The 20,815-nt window shown below is 36.0% G+C and carries 9 protein-coding genes and 1 other annotated feature; of the genes, 7 read left to right on the forward strand and 2 right to left on the reverse strand.

What is annotated here, in order from left to right; translation table 11 throughout:
* Nucleotides 1–44: 44 nt before the first annotated feature.
* From Q5O73_RS05395 to Q5O73_RS05425, 7 genes are all read left to right on the forward strand, one after another.
* Nucleotides 45–1,778, forward strand: a complete 1,734-nt coding sequence (locus Q5O73_RS05395) for a 1-deoxy-D-xylulose-5-phosphate synthase (protein ID WP_302669207.1) — start codon at nt 45–47, stop codon at nt 1,776–1,778.
* A 131-nt stretch (nt 1,779–1,909) separates the two neighbouring features.
* Nucleotides 1,910–2,168, forward strand: a binding site (T-box leader).
* A 98-nt stretch (nt 2,169–2,266) separates the two neighbouring features.
* The gene (locus tag Q5O73_RS05400; protein WP_302669212.1) at nt 2,267–3,958 is read left to right on the forward strand and encodes a carbon starvation protein A; all 1,692 of its coding nucleotides are present in this window, start codon (nt 2,267–2,269) and stop codon (nt 3,956–3,958) included.
* A 229-nt stretch (nt 3,959–4,187) separates the two neighbouring features.
* Nucleotides 4,188–5,483 (forward strand): chloride channel protein, encoded by a 1,296-nt coding sequence (locus tag Q5O73_RS05405; protein WP_302669208.1) that lies wholly within the window; start codon nt 4,188–4,190, stop codon nt 5,481–5,483.
* A 232-nt stretch (nt 5,484–5,715) separates the two neighbouring features.
* On the forward strand, nt 5,716–13,065 hold the full coding sequence (locus tag Q5O73_RS05410) for a discoidin domain-containing protein (protein WP_302669209.1): 7,350 nt from the start codon (nt 5,716–5,718) through the stop codon (nt 13,063–13,065).
* Between the two features lie 20 nt (nt 13,066–13,085).
* Complete coding sequence (locus tag Q5O73_RS05415; RefSeq protein WP_021953638.1) at nt 13,086–13,274, forward strand: hypothetical protein; 189 nt, start codon at nt 13,086–13,088, stop codon at nt 13,272–13,274.
* A gap of 36 nt (nt 13,275–13,310) precedes the next feature.
* Entirely contained in the window at nt 13,311–16,085 is a 2,775-nt protein-coding gene (locus tag Q5O73_RS05420) for a cellulase family glycosylhydrolase (RefSeq protein ID WP_302669210.1), read from the forward strand.
* A gap of 23 nt (nt 16,086–16,108) precedes the next feature.
* A complete protein-coding gene (locus Q5O73_RS05425) occupies nt 16,109–18,772 on the forward strand; it encodes a cellulase family glycosylhydrolase (protein WP_302669211.1) in 2,664 nt (887 codons plus the stop codon).
* A 136-nt stretch (nt 18,773–18,908) separates the two neighbouring features.
* On the opposite strand, the gene Q5O73_RS05430 is transcribed toward Q5O73_RS05425, so the two are convergent.
* Together Q5O73_RS05430 and Q5O73_RS05435 are read right to left on the reverse strand one after the other, a co-directional pair.
* The gene (locus tag Q5O73_RS05430; RefSeq protein WP_302629273.1) at nt 18,909–19,538 is read right to left on the reverse strand and encodes an HAD family hydrolase; all 630 of its coding nucleotides are present in this window, start codon (nt 19,536–19,538) and stop codon (nt 18,909–18,911) included.
* 13 nt (nt 19,539–19,551) lie between these two features.
* Nucleotides 19,552–20,607, reverse strand: coding sequence for an iron-containing alcohol dehydrogenase family protein (locus Q5O73_RS05435; RefSeq protein ID WP_302623969.1), 1,056 nt, complete (start codon nt 20,605–20,607; stop codon nt 19,552–19,554).
* Nucleotides 20,608–20,815 lie beyond the last annotated feature (208 nt).

A 20,815-nucleotide genomic window follows, 5' to 3' on the forward strand; every position in this document is an offset into this window, starting at 1 on the left:
GCAAGCTCATTTCATGAACTTACAGCTCCATCACTTATCATAGAATGTCTATTTACAGACTTTATTTCACAGACTCGCAGCTTGAGGTGTTGGCGGATGAAATGAGACAGGCACTACTTAAAAGAGCAAGTAAACATGGCGGACATTTCGGACCAAACTTTGGTATGGTGGAGGCAACAATAGCACTTCACTACGTTTTTAATTCACCTAAGGACAAGATAGTATATGATGTTTCTCATCAAAGCTATCCACATAAAATGCTTACAGGAAGAAAAGATGCATATTTGTATGAGGAACATTACGATGATGTGTCAGGATTTACCAATCCAAAGGAAAGTGAGCATGATTTCTTTACGATAGGTCATACATCCACATCTGTAAGTCTTGCCTGTGGTTTGGCAAAGGCAAGGGATTTAAATGGTGAGGACGGCAACGTAATAGCCGTAATTGGTGATGGCTCATTAAGTGGTGGTGAAGCATTAGAGGGCTTAGATGTTGCCGGTGAAATGAACAGTAATTTTATTGTTGTGGTAAATGATAATGATATGTCCATTGCCGAAAACCATGGAGGCATATACAAAAATCTGAAGCTTCTTAGGAAGACAGACGGACAGGCTCAGTGTAATTTATTTAAGGCAATGAATTTTGATTATATTTATGTGGACAAAGGAAATGATGTTACTTCCCTTATTGAGGCTTTTAAACAGGTTAAAGACAGTAAAAAGCCTGTAGTTGTCCATATTAAAACCCTAAAGGGAAAAGGTTATGAAATAGCAGAGCATAACAAGGAAAAATGGCATTTTTGTGCTCCATTTGATATTGAAACAGGTAAGCCGTTATATACTTTTGACGGAGAGGATTATTCATCCGTAACTAATGTCTACCTTTTGGATAAAATGAAGAAGGATTCAAAAGTTGTGGCAATTACAGCAGGAACTCCTACTATAATGGGATTTACAGAGGATAAAAGAAAAGAGGCAGGAAGTCAGTTTGTAGATGTGGGAATTGCAGAGGAAACGGCAGTTGCCATGGCTTCCGGTATTGCAAAAAACGGAGGAAAGCCTGTATTTGGTGTTTACAGCACATTTATTCAGCGTGCTTTCGATCAGATTTCACAGGATTTGTGTATTGATAAAAATCCTGCAACTATTGTTACTTTCGCAGGCTCCGTATATGGCATGAATGATGTTACCCACATTGGTTTACAGGATATTCCAATGATGTCAAATATTCCAAATCTTGTTTATTTAGCACCAACAACTAAAGAGGAATATTTGGCAATGCTTGATTGGAGCATTGAGCAGAAGGATTATCCGGTGGCAATTAAAGTGCCCGGAGGAAAGCTTATTTCTGATGGCAAAACGGCTTTAAAGGATTTTAGCAGACTTAATACTTACGAAATTACTGAAAGGGGCAGTGATGTTGCCATAATTGGACTTGGTGGATTTTACCACTTAGGTAAGGAAGTTGCCATACTTTTAAAAGAAAGTACAGGAATCAATGCAACAATTGTTAATCCTTATTATATAACAGGATTAGATCAAAACACTCTTAATGGTTTAAAAGAGAACCATAAAGTTGTTATTACGTTAGAAGACGGCTTTTTAGATGGTGGCTTTGGTCAGAAAATTTCAGGATTCTATGGAAATACAGACATGAAAGTTTTAAATTATGGAATCAAAACAGAATTTCTTGACCGCTACAATCTGGAGAAAGTGTTAAGGGACAATCATTTGACACCAAAGCAGATAGTAGAAGACATAAAAGAAAATTTGTAAAAAAAATTAAAAAAATATACAAAAAGCAACCAGACACTTAAAAAAATAAAGTAGAATTAAAACAAACAAAGTTTTTTAAAAGCAGCATTGACAAGTTTTTCACACAGTGCTATCGTGGGTGTCAACAAAGAGAAAATGCGAAGAGCAGAATAAGGTCATTGGAAAGTAAGTACTAAAGAGAGCCGGCGGTTGGTGTGAGCCGGTGTATGTTTTTAATGATTATCCTCTGTGAGCAGTGCACTGAAGTTCCTTTAGAATAGTAGGTGTCACCGGTTTTCTACCGTTAAAAAGAAGCTTATTTCTATAGCGTAGGCTTGTGAGATGAGACTGAGTGGTCATGGAAATGACAAGTAGAGTGGTAACGCGGAAGTTTTAACCTTCGTCTTTATGTAGAATAAGGACGGAGGTTTTTTTACTTAATAGAAATCCCTTCGATATAGACTCTTTGCAAATATAAGAAAGGAGTCGCATTTTTGCGAAAGAAAGAAATGAATGGTTTAGTTATTGTTTTAATCGGAATTGTAGTTTTAGGTGCCGGCTATCTATTTTACGGACGTTGGTTGGCAAATAAATGGGGAATCGATGCTAAGGCAAAAACACCGGCATACACTCATGAAGACGGACAGGATTATGTGCCATCATCTAAATTTACGGTATTTGCACATCAGTTTTCATCAATTGCAGGAGCAGGACCTGTAACAGGGCCTATACTTGCATCAGTATTCGGATGGGTTCCAGTTTTGTTATGGTTAGTAATTGGTGGATTATTCTTTGGAGCTGTTCAGGATTTCGGTTCATTATATGCATCAGTTAAAAACGAAGGAAAATCCATGGGAATGATTATTGAAAAATATATCGGAAGAAGCGGACGAAAATTATTTATGCTGTTTTGCTGGTTGTTTACATTACTGGTAATTGCAGCATTTACAGATATGGTTGCAGGAACCTTCGTAGGTAAAGGAGTTGCAGGAATGAAAGAAAGCGTAAGCTACGCAAATTCAGCAGCAGCTTCCATATCAATGTTATTTATTGTTGTAGCAGTTGTTTTTGGAGTAATTCAAAAACGTGTAGGAAAAATGAATGAAATAGTACGTGCTGTAATTGCCATTGCACTTTTGGTAGCTATGTTTGCAATAGGTATGAAACTTCCTATTTATGCAACAAAAACAGCTTGGATATACATTGTTATGGCTTATTTATTCCTGGCATCAGTTATGCCAATGTGGCTTTTAATGCAGCCTAGAGACTACATGACAACCTTTATGTTATTAGGCATGATTGCAGGAGCAGTAATTGGTGTAGTAGTTGCACATCCTACAATGCAGTTAAATGCCTACAACGGATTTAACGTAGGAGGAAATTATTTGTTTCCTACATTATTTGTAACAATTGCATGTGGTGCAGTTTCAGGTTTCCATAGCCTTGTATCATCAGGAACATCATCAAAAACAATTAGCAATGAGAAAGATATGCCGATGGTTGGATATGGAGCCATGGTAGTTGAATCATTGCTGGGAATAATATCTCTTGTAGTTGTAGGCGCAGTTGCAGTAAATGGAACAAAGCCTGATGGAACACCTTTTACAATCTTTTCAAATGGTGTTGCAGGATTTTTGGAAAAATTAGGATTACCTGTACAGGTTGCAACAGTTTTCATGACAATGTGTGTATCAGCATTAGCCCTTACATCATTAGATTCAGTTGCCAGAATCGGAAGAATGTCATTCCAGGAATTATTCTATGGCGACACAACAGACACATCCAAAATGCCTGTATGGCAGAAGGTTTTAACTAATAAATATTTTGCAACAGTTATAACATTATTCTTTGGATATTTACTTACTCTTGGTGGATACAACAATGTATGGCCTTTATTTGGCTCTGCAAACCAGCTTCTTGCAGCATTAGTTTTAATTGCATTAGCAGTATTCCTTAAAACAACAGGAAGAACAGGCTGGACATTGTACATACCAATGTTTGTAATGTTAGCAGTAACCTTTACGGCATTAGTTCAGAAGACAATTGCATTAGTTGCTAATATGGTAAATGGCAATGCTACATTCCTTGTAGACGGACTTCAGTTTATAGTTGCGGTACTTCTTATGGTTCTTGGAGTGTTGGTTGCATTCAGTTGTTTAAAGAAATTATTCAGTGCTAAAAAGGAAAGTACAGAAGCATAGATTAATGTCTGATGCACAAAACAAAAGATTACATATAATAAGGAAGAGATACTGTTAATTGACACTCTGAAAATACAGTGTATAATTAAAATAAATATATTTTAGAGGGTAATTAACAGCGGAGTTTGTAGGAGAATACAAGAGTTTTCCATGTAAGGTCCGACGTTACAGAATGCCGGTTATGTTCTGTGATGTCGGACTTTTTATCTCCGTGCAGGGAGAAAATACAATGCATATAGATAGCAAAAATATGACAAGGGAAGAACGAAATAAGGCAGTAGTTCATTATTATGAAGGCAGGATGAAAAAGGATATTACTACTTTTTTCAAATGGATAATTCTTGCCATACTTACAGGAGTTATAGTAGGTGGAGCAAGTAGCGTGTTTGCAGGTTGCATAAAAGGAGCAATAAAGTTTAGAACCGGCAGCCCATGGGTATTTCTGTTTCTTCCCATTGCCGGACTGATTATTGTTTTTATGTATCAGATGTTAGACAAGGATGATAGGGGAACAAATCAGGTCTTATCCACCATCAGGTCTAAAGATGATGTCCCCATTAAATCAGCTCCCTTGATTTTTGTGGCAACCCTGCTAACCCACTTAACAGGAGGTTCGGCAGGTAGAGAGGGTGCGGCAATACAGTTTGGTGGAAGCATAGGCAATCAGCTTGGGAGAATAGTGAAGCTAGATGAATTTGACCAGCATGTTATGGTAATGTGTGGAATGAGTGCCGCGTTTTCAGCGGTGTTTGGAACTCCCATGGCAGCGGCAGTTTTTGCCATGGAAGTAGTAAGTGTTGGAGTTATGTATTATGCCGCATTGCTGCCCTGTGTTATAGCATCAATAATAGCAGCAGAGTTTGCAGCAGGATTAGGAATTCATCCGGAAGTTTTTAATGTTACCAATATTCCTGAAATCACCATTGAAAACGGATTAAAAATGGGCGTTATTGCTGCAGTGTGCGGAGCAGTAAGCATACTGTTTTGTATTGCACTAAAAATAGCCTCCAAAATTTATACAAAATGCCTTAAGAATCCATATATTCGTGTTTTTGTGGCAGGATGTGTTGTAATTGTGATAACGCTCTTCCTAAATACGAGTGATTACATGGGAGCAGGAAGTGAGTTAATTGCCCGTGCTATAAACGGCAGGGCACGACCTCTTGATTTTGTGTGGAAAATGGTTTTGACTGCAATAACCATGAGGGCAGGATTCCGCGGAGGCGAAATAGTTCCGGGATTTTGTATAGGTGCAACCTTTGGATGTGTATGTGGACAAATCATAGGATTTACACCGGAATTAGCTGCAGCGGCAGGAATGGTGGCGGTGTTTTGTGGAATTACCAACTGCCCTGTTACATCAATGCTCATTTCCTTTGAATTATTTGGATTTGAGGGGGTATCGTATTATTTAATTGCCATATCAATAAGCTATGCCCTGTCAGGATACTATGGTTTATATAAAGATCAGACAATAGTTTATTCTAAATATAAGGCAAAGTATGTAAATAAAAGAATAAGATAGTAAAGATAAAAGGACAGTATTTCCCCAAAATAGGAAGGCTGTCCTTTTATAGTGTATCTTTCAACACACAGATAAAAATACAGATATCGTTGCGTTATTATGCATAATTACAAAAAAAGAACACTGATAATGAAAAATTGATACTTTCATCAAAGTGATTTTGGAAAATAAATGCAGTATAATATATTATGTGCAAAAGGGATTTTTATTAAATATTTTGGAGGAGAAAAAAGTGAAGAAGTTACTAAGAAAAGTGCTTGCGACGGTTCTTGCCGTAAGTATGACGATGACAAGTATTTCAGTGACGAATATCAATGTTAAAGCTGCGGCATCTGCTACGGCAACCAATGCAAATGTCACCATGGAGGATAATACTGAGAAGGCATTTGGCGACAAAGACGGAGACTTATATAATTACATTAAATATGGCGTCAATACAACTTCTGATGACGGTGTTGAGGATGGCAGGGATGCATCTAAAGCTGTTGATGGAAAAACAGATACAAGATGGGCTAATTCGAACCGTACAAAAGGACACTGGATTCAAATCGACTTAAAGCAAAGTTATTCCGTGTCTAAAATTGGGATTAGCTGGGAAGTAGCAAGTTCCATTGACTACAAAATAGAAATTTCAAATGATGGAAGAAGTTACAAGGAAGTTTCAAGGGTTAAAATAAGTGATTATACAGACCCTAAAAACAGGGTGGATACTGTAGCATTAAGTAATGCAGTGTCTGCAAGATACGTAAAAATAACAGATGTTGGTGATTCTTATTTGGCAGATTCAGGCAACAACAGACGTTATGGTGTATCTATAAGGGAAATAGGCATATTTGGAAGTGAGGCTAAAGCATCGGTAGAAAGTACCATTAGTGACACCGGAGTCTTTACAAAAAAGACAAATAATACAGGAGAGGCTTTTTCAGACATTTTAAATGACCAGTATTATAACTATGTGAGAAATAACGGAGTATCTGCCACAGCCAGTGGAGAGGAGAATAGCAGTACTCCTATAAGTGGGGCTATTGATAATGATGCAAATACAAGATGGTATAATCCAAGTGGTGATGACACATACTATACTGTGGACTTAGGGGCAACATACAGTGTGGAGAAGGTATATTTAAGCTGGGAGCAGGCCAATGCCACTGTATATAATATTTATAAATCAGAAAATGGAACAGATTACAGCCTTATTACCACAGTTTACAACAGTGAAGCCTATAATTCGGATTCATATGCAAGGGTGGATAAAATAGAATTTAGTGCAGTTAATGCAAGATATATAAAAATACAAGCTGTACAGCGTACCTACAAAAAAAGTGGTTACAACGGAGGACAGTATAACGGAATTTCCCTTTATGAGGTAGGTATTTACGGAAATGAGCAGGAAAAATCTTATAGTAAGAAAGCTTTTGAAGAATTTTCTGTTGGAAATAAAGAAACTGTTGGTAATAAAATAGAGGCAGAGAATACAGACAGTAGAGCTGATGGAGTAAAAGATGATGATAATTCCTCAGCCAGTGGAAGCAAAAATATAGGAGGACTGTCAGACGGAAAATGGGTTCAGTATAACATTAATTTTGACAGAATGACATCCAGAATATATTTAAGATATAGTGGTAATGAAAATTCAGCAGGAAAAATAGATGTTTATGTTGACGACAGCACAATGTCAGGAACACCTGTTACAACTATAAATGTAAGTTCCACAGGAAGTTGGAGCACATATACTGATATATCCGGTGAGGTTAATATATCTGCGGGAAATCACAAAATATATTTGAAATTCACTACAGACACAGGAAAGAATTATGTATGTAATCTTGATTATTTCCAGTTTGAATATAAGCCGGAAAATGCAAATATAAAGCATGAGGCAGAAAAGGCTCATGCATATGTAAGAGGCACTGCCGGAAATAAGGTATCTAAAGAGTCAAGCGATAAATACTCAAATGGTGCGGCAATAGGAAAAATGAATACATATATGGAACATGACCGTTCATATTTAACTACCTATGTTAAAGCTGCAAATGCAGGATACTATAATATGAAAATAAAGTATTCCGGAACTATGACCACATCACTTCAATACAGAATAAATAATGGCAGTTGGAACACCTGTGACATAACAGATGTAGGTTCCTCATGGGATGAGGTAAAATCTGTAGATGTAAATGCTGAATTAAAACAGGGAATTAATAAAATTGATATTTCAGGAGCAGTATGGGTTTGGAAAGACGGAACAACAACTGGACGTGGGGATGGCAAAAATGTCTGGGACGAATGGTTAAACATAGACTGTTTTACATTGGAATATAGTGAAGATGTTAAATTGGCATTTTCAGGCGTTTTAGATACAACATTAAAAGGAAATAAAATACAGGCAGAGGCTTTTTCTAAAAGTTCAGGGGATATAACAGTAGAAGGTGAAAATGACAGTTATGTAGATGGAAAAAATCTTGGAGGACTTAGAAATGGAAAATGGGCAGAATACAATGTTTTCTTTGATAGGAAGGTATCAAAGATATATTTAAGAAACAGCGTAAAAAATGATAATGGTGGAAAAGTTGAAATATATGTTGATGACAGCTCAATGTCAGGAACGCCTGTTGCTACAGTGCAAACAACGGGAACAGGTTCTGACTGGACAACTTATGTTGATACGTCAGAAAACATTAGTATTCCATCAGGAAATCATGAAATATATTTAAAATTTGTTGCGGATGGCTCAAAGGGAGCATGTAATCTTGATTATTTCCAGTTTGAGTACGAACCGGAAACGGTTTCAGACAGTAATGATAAGCACGAAGCAGAAAATGCCCATGCTTACATTCAGGGAGATGCAGATAGCGAACATAATATACAGGAAGATAATGCGTTTTCTAATGGAAAAGCAGTAGGTGGAATGAACGCATGGCCGGATAATGGCAGGGCGTACCTTACTTCTTATGTTGACGTAAAACATGCAGGAAAGTATAAACTCACTGTTGCGTATGCATCAGGAAGTTCAAAAGATACAAACATTGATTGCAGAATTAACAGTACAGGTAATTCAAGTTGGACAAGTATTTCAGCACCTGTTACAGGTGGATGGACAACAGTTAAAACAATATCTACTGAAGTTACCTTAAATAAGGGAGTAAATGTAATTGATATTACAGGTGCTTCTAATATTCCTTATTCTGAAAGCAATTCATGGCAGCAGGCAAATGTAGACTATTTCAAGTTGGAAAGAGTTACTGATAAGGATAACCTTGCCTTTGGTAAGCCGGTGGAGGCGTCCGGTTCACAGACTGATTTTGGCGCAGAAAATGCCGTAGATGAAGATGAAGACACAAGATGGGGAAGTGGTGAAAGTGGTGATAAAGGATATTTCATAATTGACCTTGAAAAATTATATGAAATTGAAAAAGTCAGCATTATGTTTGAAAAGGCATATCCTGATGATTTTCAGATTCTTGTTTCAAGGGATAAGGTAAATTGGACTGTTGCAAGAACAATCAGAGGTTTTAAAACAACAGATACAGACAAACTTAAATATGAGTCGGATGGCGTATGTTTAGGAAAGGCAAGATATGTAAAAGTACGTTGTATAAAAATGGCATATCATAATGCAATGTCCATAAGAGATATCAGAGTTTATGGTACAGCAGTTAAGGGAGAGCTGTCAGACCTTTCAGTAGGAAAGGATGTAAAGGTAAGCAGTTCTGATAATGGAGCAACTACTTCTAATCCTAAAAATGCAGTAGACGGAAAGAATGACACAAGATGGGCAGCACCGAAGGAAGACGCTAATCCATGGTATCAGATTGATTTAGGAAAGCAGTGTGCAATAGATTCGGTAGATTTGAAATTTGAGCGTGCCTATGCAAAAAGTTTTAAAATCCAGATTTCAGATGACGGAGAAACATGGAAGGATTATCGGACTGTTACAGACTGGACAGAGCCGGGAGATGCTGATGAAATTCAAAAAGATGCCTATTATGCAAATCTTGAATTAGGAAACAGCATTCATATGGATAATGTAAAAACAAGATACGTTAGATTATATACAGATGAAAAAGTAAGAGGTGGAAGCTGGGGATTATCCCTTTATGAATTTGAAGTGTGGGGAAAAGAAACAGATAAGACAGATTATTGGACTAGTCAATCTAAGAAAAATTATGGAATTTATCCCATATCAGCACTACAGGATACGGAAAAAGCGGGAATGATTGACAGCAGTCTTGTACAGGATGATGTAATAGGTACAGGAGATACATATGACGTTGTATATGAAGCAAATAAGGATTTGTATTTTTATGTAAACCCGAGAGAATTGTATTATAACGCATCAAAGCATACAATTTACTGGTCATCAGGAAATTCAGGTGATGAATTAAGAGGTGCTGAAAGTCATGATGAGGGAATAGTTTCCTATAAGAAGCAACAGCAGGCAACTGTTCAGTATAAGCTACCGGCAAACCTTGATTTTGGAGACAAAGATTATGTTGAGACACAAATAGGATGTCAGATTTTTGAAACAGCTGATTTAGGCAAGGAAAGTCCAAGTGCAAAGTTTAGTTTGGTTTATAAAGTAAGAGTTTGGAAGTCGGCAATTATTATAGAAGATAAATTAAGCGAAAATGGTAGTCTTTGTGTTAAGAATCCTGAAAGTGGCTGTACATATGAGTGGCAAAAGAGTAGTGACGGAGAAACATGGACTGATGTGGCAAAGAAGAGATATGATCTTGAGATATTGGGAAACAGTAAGGATGGAATAACAAATGACATTGTTCACGTTGCAGAAGATTTAGGCGGTGGTAAATACTACAGAGTAAGAAAAAGTGGCACTACACAGTGGTCACATTCTTACAAAGTACAATATTATAACAATATACAAAATGGAGATTTTGAGTATCCGGCAATGTTTTCAACAGATGAAGATGGAAAAATCTTCCCATTTAACTCAAATGGTGATGAACAGCAGTATCCTAACGGATATGAAGGTTTAATGTGGAAAACAACAGCACCGGGATGGACTAACGGGCCAAATAGTAACCGTGTAGGACATGATATTGAAATTGTAAATGGAAGAAAGTTAAAAACCTCAGGAGAAAACGAACAGGTATCCCAGTTCTCCGTAACACAGGATGAAATGTACAAAAACAATGCTCATGGAGACCAGTTTGCAGAGCTTAACTGTGAAAATGTAGGTGCATTATATCAGGATATTTTAACAACACCTAATTCACAGTGTTATTGGGATTTGGATTATGCAGGACGCTGGTGTCAGAACAGTATGTATGTTGTGGCAATGTCAGCTAAAGATGCAAAAAATTATACGACAGCTGAGCAGATTAAGGCATTAATAAGCAGAGATGACGTTAAGGCTATAGAAACCAATCAGGAGGGAACAACAGGTACAACTCTTACATTATCTGACGGAGTTACTGCAACTATGTGGAAGGTAACAAGCAAGAAAAATGCAGGAGAGTGGAATGACCATAATGGTATATACAATGCTCCATCAGGAGATAAAAACTACATTACACGTTTCTTCTTTGTCTCAGCAGGAGGTGCAAAGAGAAATGAAAGTGATACAGCAAATGAAACTGTAGGAAGTTTATTGGATAATGTAACATTTGAGCAGAGACAGTCATACACCATTGAGTATTATGTTGATGGACAAAAACAGGATAATTTAACAGTAAATGGTACTGTTAATCCTTATGACAGAGTGGCTGTACCTAGTCCGTCAGAAGTTAGTGAACTTACATTATATCAGGCAAAAATAAGTGGTGAAAATGATGCTGATTCTAAAGATTTCTATGTAGATGAAAACGACAGAAACATGACGGTGGCATATAACCACAATGTATTAAAGCTTTATTACAAAAGTGGAATTGTAGTTGCAACAGTTAAGGTAGAAGGTTTAGATACAATACCTGATGGCTACACCATAGTTGCAAAACTGAAAGATAAATCAGGTAATATTTTACAAAGTAAAACTATTAATCAAAGTGATTTTGCCAAGATAGAAAAGGCTCAGGGAGGAGAGGCAAGCGGATATTTTAAGACCGTTACTTTCGATGGAGCAAAATTAACAAATCAAAATCAATATACAGTAGAAGAGGTGATTGTAAGCAACAATTATCTTCCTTATTACTTAGAAAAAGTTAATAAAAACGGAACAGAGGAAGAGGTTGGTATAAGCCATATTAATGGGACAAATCTTGCATATACTGCTGAATTTACATATTCATCAGCTAAGGGTAATTCTGTTGAGTTTATAAATATTTATAATCCTATTAGAAAAGTTATCATAAAGAAAAATGTATCAGGAAATATGGCTGAGAAGGATAAAAACTTTAACTTTGCAATAGCCATTGAAAAGGATGGAAAAGCAATAGATGCCGCAAAGCTTCCTGATACAGGACTTACAGAAACTGGAACAGGAAAGTACACGTTTAGCTTAAAGCACTCTGAAGAAATAGAGTTATACGTATATAACAATTGTAAGGTTACAGTAACAGAGGACGATTATAGTAAAAAAGATGTTGATACTAACATATATAGTGATGAGTATTACAAAACCTCCTGGGTTATAAATCAGGGAGACAGCACAGACGGAAGGGAAGTTACGGTAAATAAAGTAACCGGAGATACAGTTCTTTCATGCACCAATACTTATAATGATTTAGGTGATGTGGAAGTACAGGGCTTCCAAATGAATGGAAATAAAGATAAAGGAGGAGTATCTGAATATAGTCCGTCTTTCAGGGTAGTATGCAGAGTAAGCAAAAATACTATTAAAGGAAAGAAAGTTAAAAAGTTTGGTGTTGTATATGCCATTAAAGGAGAAACAGTTGGAAAGGATAGGGAACAGCTGGAAAAATTAATGACAAAAGAAGGGGCATCGGGCAATAGTAACGTAAAAGTACATGAGGAAACACCAAATGGTGTGTATAAAGAGTGGAGTACAAAGGACGGTTCAGAGTTCTCTACAAAATATTGGAGTTACTATGGTTTAACTTTTAAGTGTTTAAGCTACATGTTTGACACATTAGAGGAAAAAGTTACTGTAAGGGCATATGCTGAAATGGCAGACGGAAAAATAGAATATGGAAATAATATTTATACTGTTGATATGTACGAGATAGCTAAGCATCTTTACAGCAATCAGAAAATGAGTACATTAAAGGGACACAGGTTCTTATATGATAATGTATTAAATCTGGTTGATATGCAGCATAACAGAGTCGGAATTGCTAAGGCAATGATGAAAACTCTTAATGTTACAAGTACCAGTAGCAAGTATTATAACCTGTTAAATACAGTATACAGAGACATGAATGACTTTATTTACTGTCAGAATAGTTATAAGGGTGAATACTCACAAAGAGAGGAATTTTATTCAAAGAATCTGACGGAAGAACAAAATAAGGAACTGTTAGATGCATTAAACAATGCACGAGGTACAACTTATACGGACTTAAACCAATGGATTTATAATGAAGTTGAAAAGATAGGAAATTATAAAGGATATTATAGAAAAGTCCAGTATGAGTGGAATGGTGGAATCTATATAAGAAAGTAGCGTTGAAAAGGAGAAAGCAAATGATTAAACGAAAATTATATACAACACCGGAAGTAATAGTTACAAAATTTGAAGTTAATAAAAATATGATGGTGAGCCTTACACCGGAGACAACTGCGTCTCCGGATGGCCCTGGGGACACTGAAACAAGAGATTGGTTTTCACCACCGGAAGTTACAGGAGGAAACATAGGAGACCTTTTTGACTAAAGTAACAGTGGATTTTGTATCTATAGGAGAACAGTTATGAATATATTGAAAAAGATAAGCAGTTTATTATTAAGTATTGCATTAATAATTACAGGTATTAATGTGAGTACCATGACGTTAAATACGGTAAAAGCTGCTTCAACACAAAAGGAAGTTTATCCTAATTTTTTGAAAACAGAAGGAAAAGAAATTAAAAATACCAATGGTGACACAGTATATTTAAGAGGTGTTAATGCCGGAGGGTATATGCTACAGGAAATATGGCTATGTGCCACAAAAGGAGCAACAAGTGACGACGCCAGTGGAAATATAAGGTGTCAACAGGACATAATCAATCAACTTACAGACCGTTTGGGAAGTGAAAGAGCAGCAGAGCTGATTAATACATATGAGGAAAATTATTGGACATCAAAGGATTTTGAAAACTGTGCAAGACTGGGAGTTAATTGTATAAGACTTCCAATATGGTATAGAAATTTAGTGGACGAAAATGGAAACTGGTACAGTAATGCTTTTGACCGTTTAGACTGGTTTATTGAAACGGCAGGACGTTATGGAATATATGTAATTATAGATATGCATGGTGCCTATGGTTCACAAAACGGAAGTCATAACTCAGGAATATATGGTGGAAGTACCAATCAGCAGAAAAGGGATAATTCAAAATTATTTTTTGGAACAGATGCAGCTACTAATCAGGCAAAATTCTATGAGATGTGGTACAAAATAGCAGACCATTATAAAAACAACCCTGTTGTTGCCGGTTATGATTTGTTAAATGAACCTATGGCAGATTATATGAGTGATTCAGGTTTAAATGAAACTAAGCAGGAAAGATTGTCGATTTTGTGGAATGTTTACGACAAGGCATATAAAAGAATAAGAACAGTTGATACAAATCATATAATAATGATGGAAGCAGTGTGGGATCCTGATACACTTCCAAACCCTACAGAAAAGGGTTGGGAAAATGTAGTTTATGAATATCATCAGTATATGTATGATGACTATGACAATGCATCAGGAACACAAATAAGTTCTATGCAAAGCAAAATCGACAGCATTAACAGTGCAGCACACAATGTGCCAAGCTATATTGGTGAGTTTAATTACATGAGCAACAACGATACATGGAATACAGGAGTTAAGCTGCTTAATGACAACAATCTGAATTGGACAATATGGAATTATAAGTGTACAAAGCAATATGGAAACTGGGGATTATACAATACTCCGGGAAACGGCTCAGATTCAGATACTAATAACTATTGGGCGGATGTTGAAAATGATTCTTATGATACTATATTAAGCAAGTGGTCAAAAGTAGGAGAAAGCACTGAAAATACAGGATTGACATCAAAAATTAAAGATTATTTTCCGGGAGTAGTAGAAAATATTGCTACATCAAAGGTAAAATCAGTTTCAGGTGTAAATGCTCAGGGAATGCTTAATTCCATTAACGTAACATGGTATCCTAAGGCTGATATGGATAGTAACACAAAGTATAATATATACGTTGACGGTTCTACAACTCCTGCAATGACAGTTAATCAATCAGTTGTTAAAGTATCAAATGTGACTAAGGCGGCTACAGATTATTCAAATCAATATGGAATAGTAAATGATAAAAAAGATGGTGTTAACTATAATATAGGAGGAACCCATAACGGTGACTGGGCTAAATATGACGATATTTCCTTAAGTTCACCGGCAACATCACTTTCAATAAATTATTCCTGTGCTAAAGGAAACAGCGGAATGATTTATTTATATGAGGATTCCATGGACGGAGAAATAATTGGTTCATTAAAGGTGACACCGCCGAAAACGGATGCATCATGGTCAGACTATGTTACAGCTACAATAGATTTGTATAAGCCATTAAGTGCAGGAAAGCATACGGTATATATGAAATTTGTGAATAATACCAGTGGAAATATTGCAAATGTAAAGGATTTTACTTTTATATGTCCGTTAGCAACAGCTACAATAGCTAATGTGGAAGCCGGAAAACATAGTGTAAGTATTCAGGCGACTGTTGATGAGGCAGTTTCTAGTGAAGATATATCTAACGAAGTTGAAGTAGTAACAGAATCTTCTATTATAAAGACTGATAAAATCAGCATTAAAGGTTTCCAGATAAAAACAAATGGGAACAGATATTATAATGCAAGTGGAGAAGTTGTATTTGATGAGGAAGGTGCGGAAAAAGTAGCATTTAGAACAATATGCAGGGCACCGGCAGTAGGAGAAACAATTACCGTATCAGACAAGTCTTATAAGGTTAAAAATGTTGGAATTATATATACAATTGATCCTAACGCTACAGGCGATGAAACAAAAGATGTATTTGACAGCTCCTATTCAGTGTTGAATACAAGTCAGATATCAGGAGCAGCTCATACATATATTGGAGCTAAAAGGTACAATGGTAATGATTACACATTAGGATATCTTGCTACGGATGATGGTATTTTAAGTAATAAAGGCGGATATATGGAATATGTAAGAACTGTGAGAAATAATTCATATTATGGAAGTGATGGCTCACTTAATGTGATTACTAACTCTTTCCATGCAAGAGCCTTTGTAGTGGCAGAAGATGGAACCATTATATATGGAAATAATGTTGAGTCAATGTCTATACCGGAGGTAGCTTATTATTTCTATAAAAATGCAATGTCATCAAACTATAATGGACATGCATACCTGTATGATACGATTTTAAGCAGAATAAGCGGTAATAAATACTTTTTATCAACAAAAGTGGATTACGGATGGAATGACAACCTTTATGACCCCGGTAAGTAGTGGACAAAGTAAGGAGGCAGATTTTGAAAAGATTAATTAAGAAAATCACTGTGTATATGCTTATAGCAGCAATGTCAATTACCGGTATTACGGTATATAAAACAAGTGATGTAAGTGCTACAACTACAAACAAAATTAAATATAAGGATTTCTTAAAAGCAAACGGTAAGGTTCTTAAGAATAATTATGGACAGGGGGATACCGTATATCTTAGGGGAACAAATGCAGGGGGATATATGTTACAGGAGTTTTGGCTTACACCTACGGATTATACTGCTAATGTAACAGACCAGACAGATTTGATTAATACATTAACTAACAGATTTGGCAGTGATGCCGCAAAAACTCTTATTAACACATATGAAAGTAATTACTGGAAGGAATCAGATTTTGATACATGTGCAAGTCTGGGGATAAATTGTATAAGACTTCCAATTTGGTACAGGAATTTTGTTGATGAAAACAATAACTGGTACAGCAATGCTTTTGACAGGGTTGACTGGTTTGTTGAACAGGCAGGAAAAAGAGGAATCTATGTAATTATAGATATGCACGGTGCCTATGGTTCACAAAACGGAAGCGACCATTCAGGCGTGGATGGAGGAAACGATAAAAAAGGTGCTTCTGAGTTTTTCTTTGGAAGTAATGCAGCTTCTAATCAGGAGAAGTATTATCAGATGTGGGAAAAAATAGCTGAACACTATAATAGCAATCCTGTAGTGGCAGGTTATGATTTGCTAAATGAACCTTATAATGAATATCGTTATAATTCAGGATATTCAGACGATCAGTTACATTCATGGTTGTGGAATATTTATGATAATGCATATAAAAGAATTAGGGCAAAGGATCCAACCCATGTTATTATTATGGAAGCAACATGGGAACCTACAGATTTGCCAAATCCTGATACATATGGATGGGAAAATGTTATGTATGAGTATCATAATTATTTATATGATGATTATGAGAATGCAAATGGTCAGCAGATTGCCAATATGCAAAAGCGTATAAATAACATAAACAGTGCAAATTATAATGTTCCAAGTTATATGGGAGAATTTTCATACTTTAATAGTCCGTCTACATGGGAGCAGGGACTTAAGCTGTTAAACGACAGTGGTTTAAATTGGACAAACTGGACATATAAATGCGTATCCACATACGGAAACTGGGGACTGGTTAATCAGTCAGTTTCAAGTGTCAATGCAGAGAGTGATTCTTATGATACTATTTTGTCAAAATGGTCTAATGTGGGTTCAGGATATTTAAATACATCCCTTACAAACGTATTTAAGAAATACACTCCGGGAGTGATTTCAAGTTCAGAACCTGAATGTATGAATGAGGGAAGTTACTATTTAGAGTGTACAGATAATATTGTAACGGCAGTAAATAGTGGTAACAGTCCTTTATCAGCAAACAAATTATCGTACTCATCTACAGATGATGTGTTGGAAGTAATTAATAATGGTAATGGAACAATTTCCTTAAAATCAAAGGCAAACGGAAAGTATGTATGCGCAGTTATAGATGAAAATAATCAGTTGTTGGCAAGAAGTAATAATATAAGTTTGTGGGAACAGTTTGAACCTGTCCATGTAACAGGAAATCAATATGCCCTTCGTTCCATTGCAAATGGAAAATATGTAAAGGCAGATTTTGACGATTCATCAGATAAGGGACAGCTAAAGGCAGTTAGCGATAATATAGGGGGCGCATGGGAGTGCTTTAATTTCTATAGTGCAGGGGAAGTTACTACAGATGCTCCTACGGCAGCACCAACGGAAAAAGCTACAGAGGCACCAACGGCTACACCTGTAACACAGCCTACGGAAGTTGTGGAATTTGTTATACAAACAGTTGAGAATAATACAGTTACATTTGCATGGGGACAGACTCAGGAGCAGATTAATGCAAAGCAGAAATATAATGTTTACATAGATAATGTTTTGTATGGTACATATGATTCTGCCCAGGCAATTACCTGCAATATATCTCAGGCAGGAGAACACACCATTACGGTAAAAGCTGTTTTAAATGGCGTTGAAAGTGCAGGAGTTTCTGAAAAAGTAACTATATCAAAGGAAGAAACAACTACAACATTGCCAACAGTTGCACCAACAGAAAAAGCAACAGAGAATGACACATCAGGTATAATAATTTCAGATGATGTTAAGGTGGAAGGATTCCAGATAAGTAACATTTTAGAGGGCTTAAGGACAGTTTCTTCTGTTGAGCCATCTATTAATGGAAAAAATGTTGTTGAATTTGGAAATATATATGCAGTGGATGTTGACAGTGTATCAGATGACGATATGTATGTAGGAGTGGAAAATAAATTTGTGGCAGCTGTAAATTCAACAAGTAAAGGAATTACTGACCGACAGTTTTCCAAGTCAGATACAGCTACTAATTATGTTATGACAATGACAGATAATGGAAAGACAGTGCCGGCGCTTACACAGTCCTATAAAATCAGGGCATATGCAAAGTTATCTGATGGAACATATTTGTATAGTAAAGTTGCAAAATTTTCCATATTTAATGTGGCAAAGACTTTATATGATAATTCAAAAATGAATACAAACGCAGGACACGATTATTTATATGATAATATTTTGAAGGTTGTGGACAGCAATTACAAGAAAGTTGATTATGACTGGAGCGTAATAGTTGTGAAATAATACTTGCGGTTGCAGTAGCACTGGCATTACCGTCAATGTTTAAATTAAAAAGAAAAAGAGACGATATATAAATTGTCTTAGATGAAAAAATAGTGGAATTTTATGTTTTCATAATATTCCACTATTTTTTATACATCTAACCAACTATTTGTTCCAACTCCTCAAAGGAATTAATTGTATAATCAGGTTTTTCCACTTCGCCAAAACCGTATTTTGCATATATGAAGTCAATGCCGGCTAGTTTTGAAGCATTGAAATCCCCTAATGTATCACCAATATAGGCGGCATGTTTAATGGAGTTACGTTTCATAACCAGCTTGATGTTCTCGCCCTTTGGAACCTGATTGTCACCCCAGTTCTGAAAATCAGTAAAGTATTTATTCATATTATGGGAGGTAAGAAATGTTTGAATATATCCTGCCTGTCCATTGCTTACAATACATAATTTAAAGTTTTTAGAGAGATTACTAAGAGTTTTTTCCACATTAGGAAACAGAATACCACCATGGCTTGTTAAGTATTCATTTTCAATTTCGCAACAATGTTGTAAAATATCCAGCTGTTTTTCCTTTGGATATTCTGAAAAAAGTTTAGCGGCAATTTCATCCATGGGCAGCCCCATAACCTCTTGCAATTCTTCAGCAGTAAGTTCACGGTTTTCTAATCCTTTAAAATCTTTTATTGCAATATTCCAGGATGTGCGTATATTTTCCGTGGCATCCCAAAGGGTGCCGTCTAAATCAAATAATAAACCATCATATTTCATATATTACTCCAATCTATCCGAATACACGTTTTAAAACGTCATCTTCACATAATATTTTTTTTGCCAGTTCTCTATATTGCTCCTCGTGGAGATATGTGTGTCTGTGAGGCTTAATTTCCGGAGCCATATCAATAGCTCTCATATAGTCGTCCCTGTTTAAATTAAGTGTACCTACATAATCCCAAAATCCTGTTTTTTCAAAAATTGCATTAACACGTATATATCTGTGATTTTGAACACGACTCATAAGGTAAGTGGCAACCCCCACCTGAATACCATGTAATTGAGGATGTTCAAGCATTTTGTCAAGGGAATGGGAAATAAGATGCTCACTTCCACTAGTAGGAGTGCTGCCTCCGGCAATTTCGTTGGCAATTCCACTCATGGCAAGAGAGTCCACCAGTTCCCTTAAAAAAAGGTCATCATGTATTGTTTCAAAAGGAGTTCTTACAAAACTGTTTACTGCCTTTTTTGCAATCATAACGGCAAAATCATTCATTTCTGAATATCCCCGTTCAGCTTCAAAATTCCAGTCATACAATGCTGTAATTTTTGATACCATGTCACCAATACCTGAAAAGATAAATTTTTCAGGGGCACTTTTCAAAATTTCAGTGTCGGCAACAATACCATAAGCCATTTTGGCAGGCACCGAAGTACGACGACCATTGACTAAAAGAGAGGCACTGGCACTGGAAAAACCGTCACTGGAAGCAGATGTAGGAATACTTACATAAGGCAGTTTCCTAAGGTATGCCGCATATTTTGCAGTGTCAATAACCTTGCCACCTCCGATTCCAACAATAACCTGAGCTTTAGAATCAATGTTAAAAGCTAAGTTAATAATATCTTCTATTTTAGTTGTATCTAATTCCATATAATCAAGAACTGTTATACCATCTTTTTTTAGAGAATCCATTATTTCATTTCCAAACATGCTGATTAAACCGTTCCCAAAATACAAAACGGCATTTTTAAAACCACTGCTTTTAAGATATGAACCAAGATTTTCTAAAGTATTTTTTCCAACTTTTAGAATAGTTGGAATGGAAATATGACTACCTGCCATAATTATCACCTACCTTATTCATAATATGTCACAATTATAACAGATTATAACATATGTTGCGGAGTTAAATTGAAAAAAATGAATACAATTGTTATACTAAATAGTAAATAAATGTAGGGATGTGTAGATATGGATAAGAAATAACATCCCTTAGGGGCATAGAAAATTTAATTTTTATCAGGAGGTAACGGTATGAGAAGGATAGTAG

It is taken from the genome of Eubacterium sp. AF15-50 (genome assembly GCF_934835595.1).
Taxonomy (GTDB): Bacteria; Bacillota; Clostridia; order Lachnospirales; family Lachnospiraceae; genus Eubacterium_G; species Eubacterium_G segne.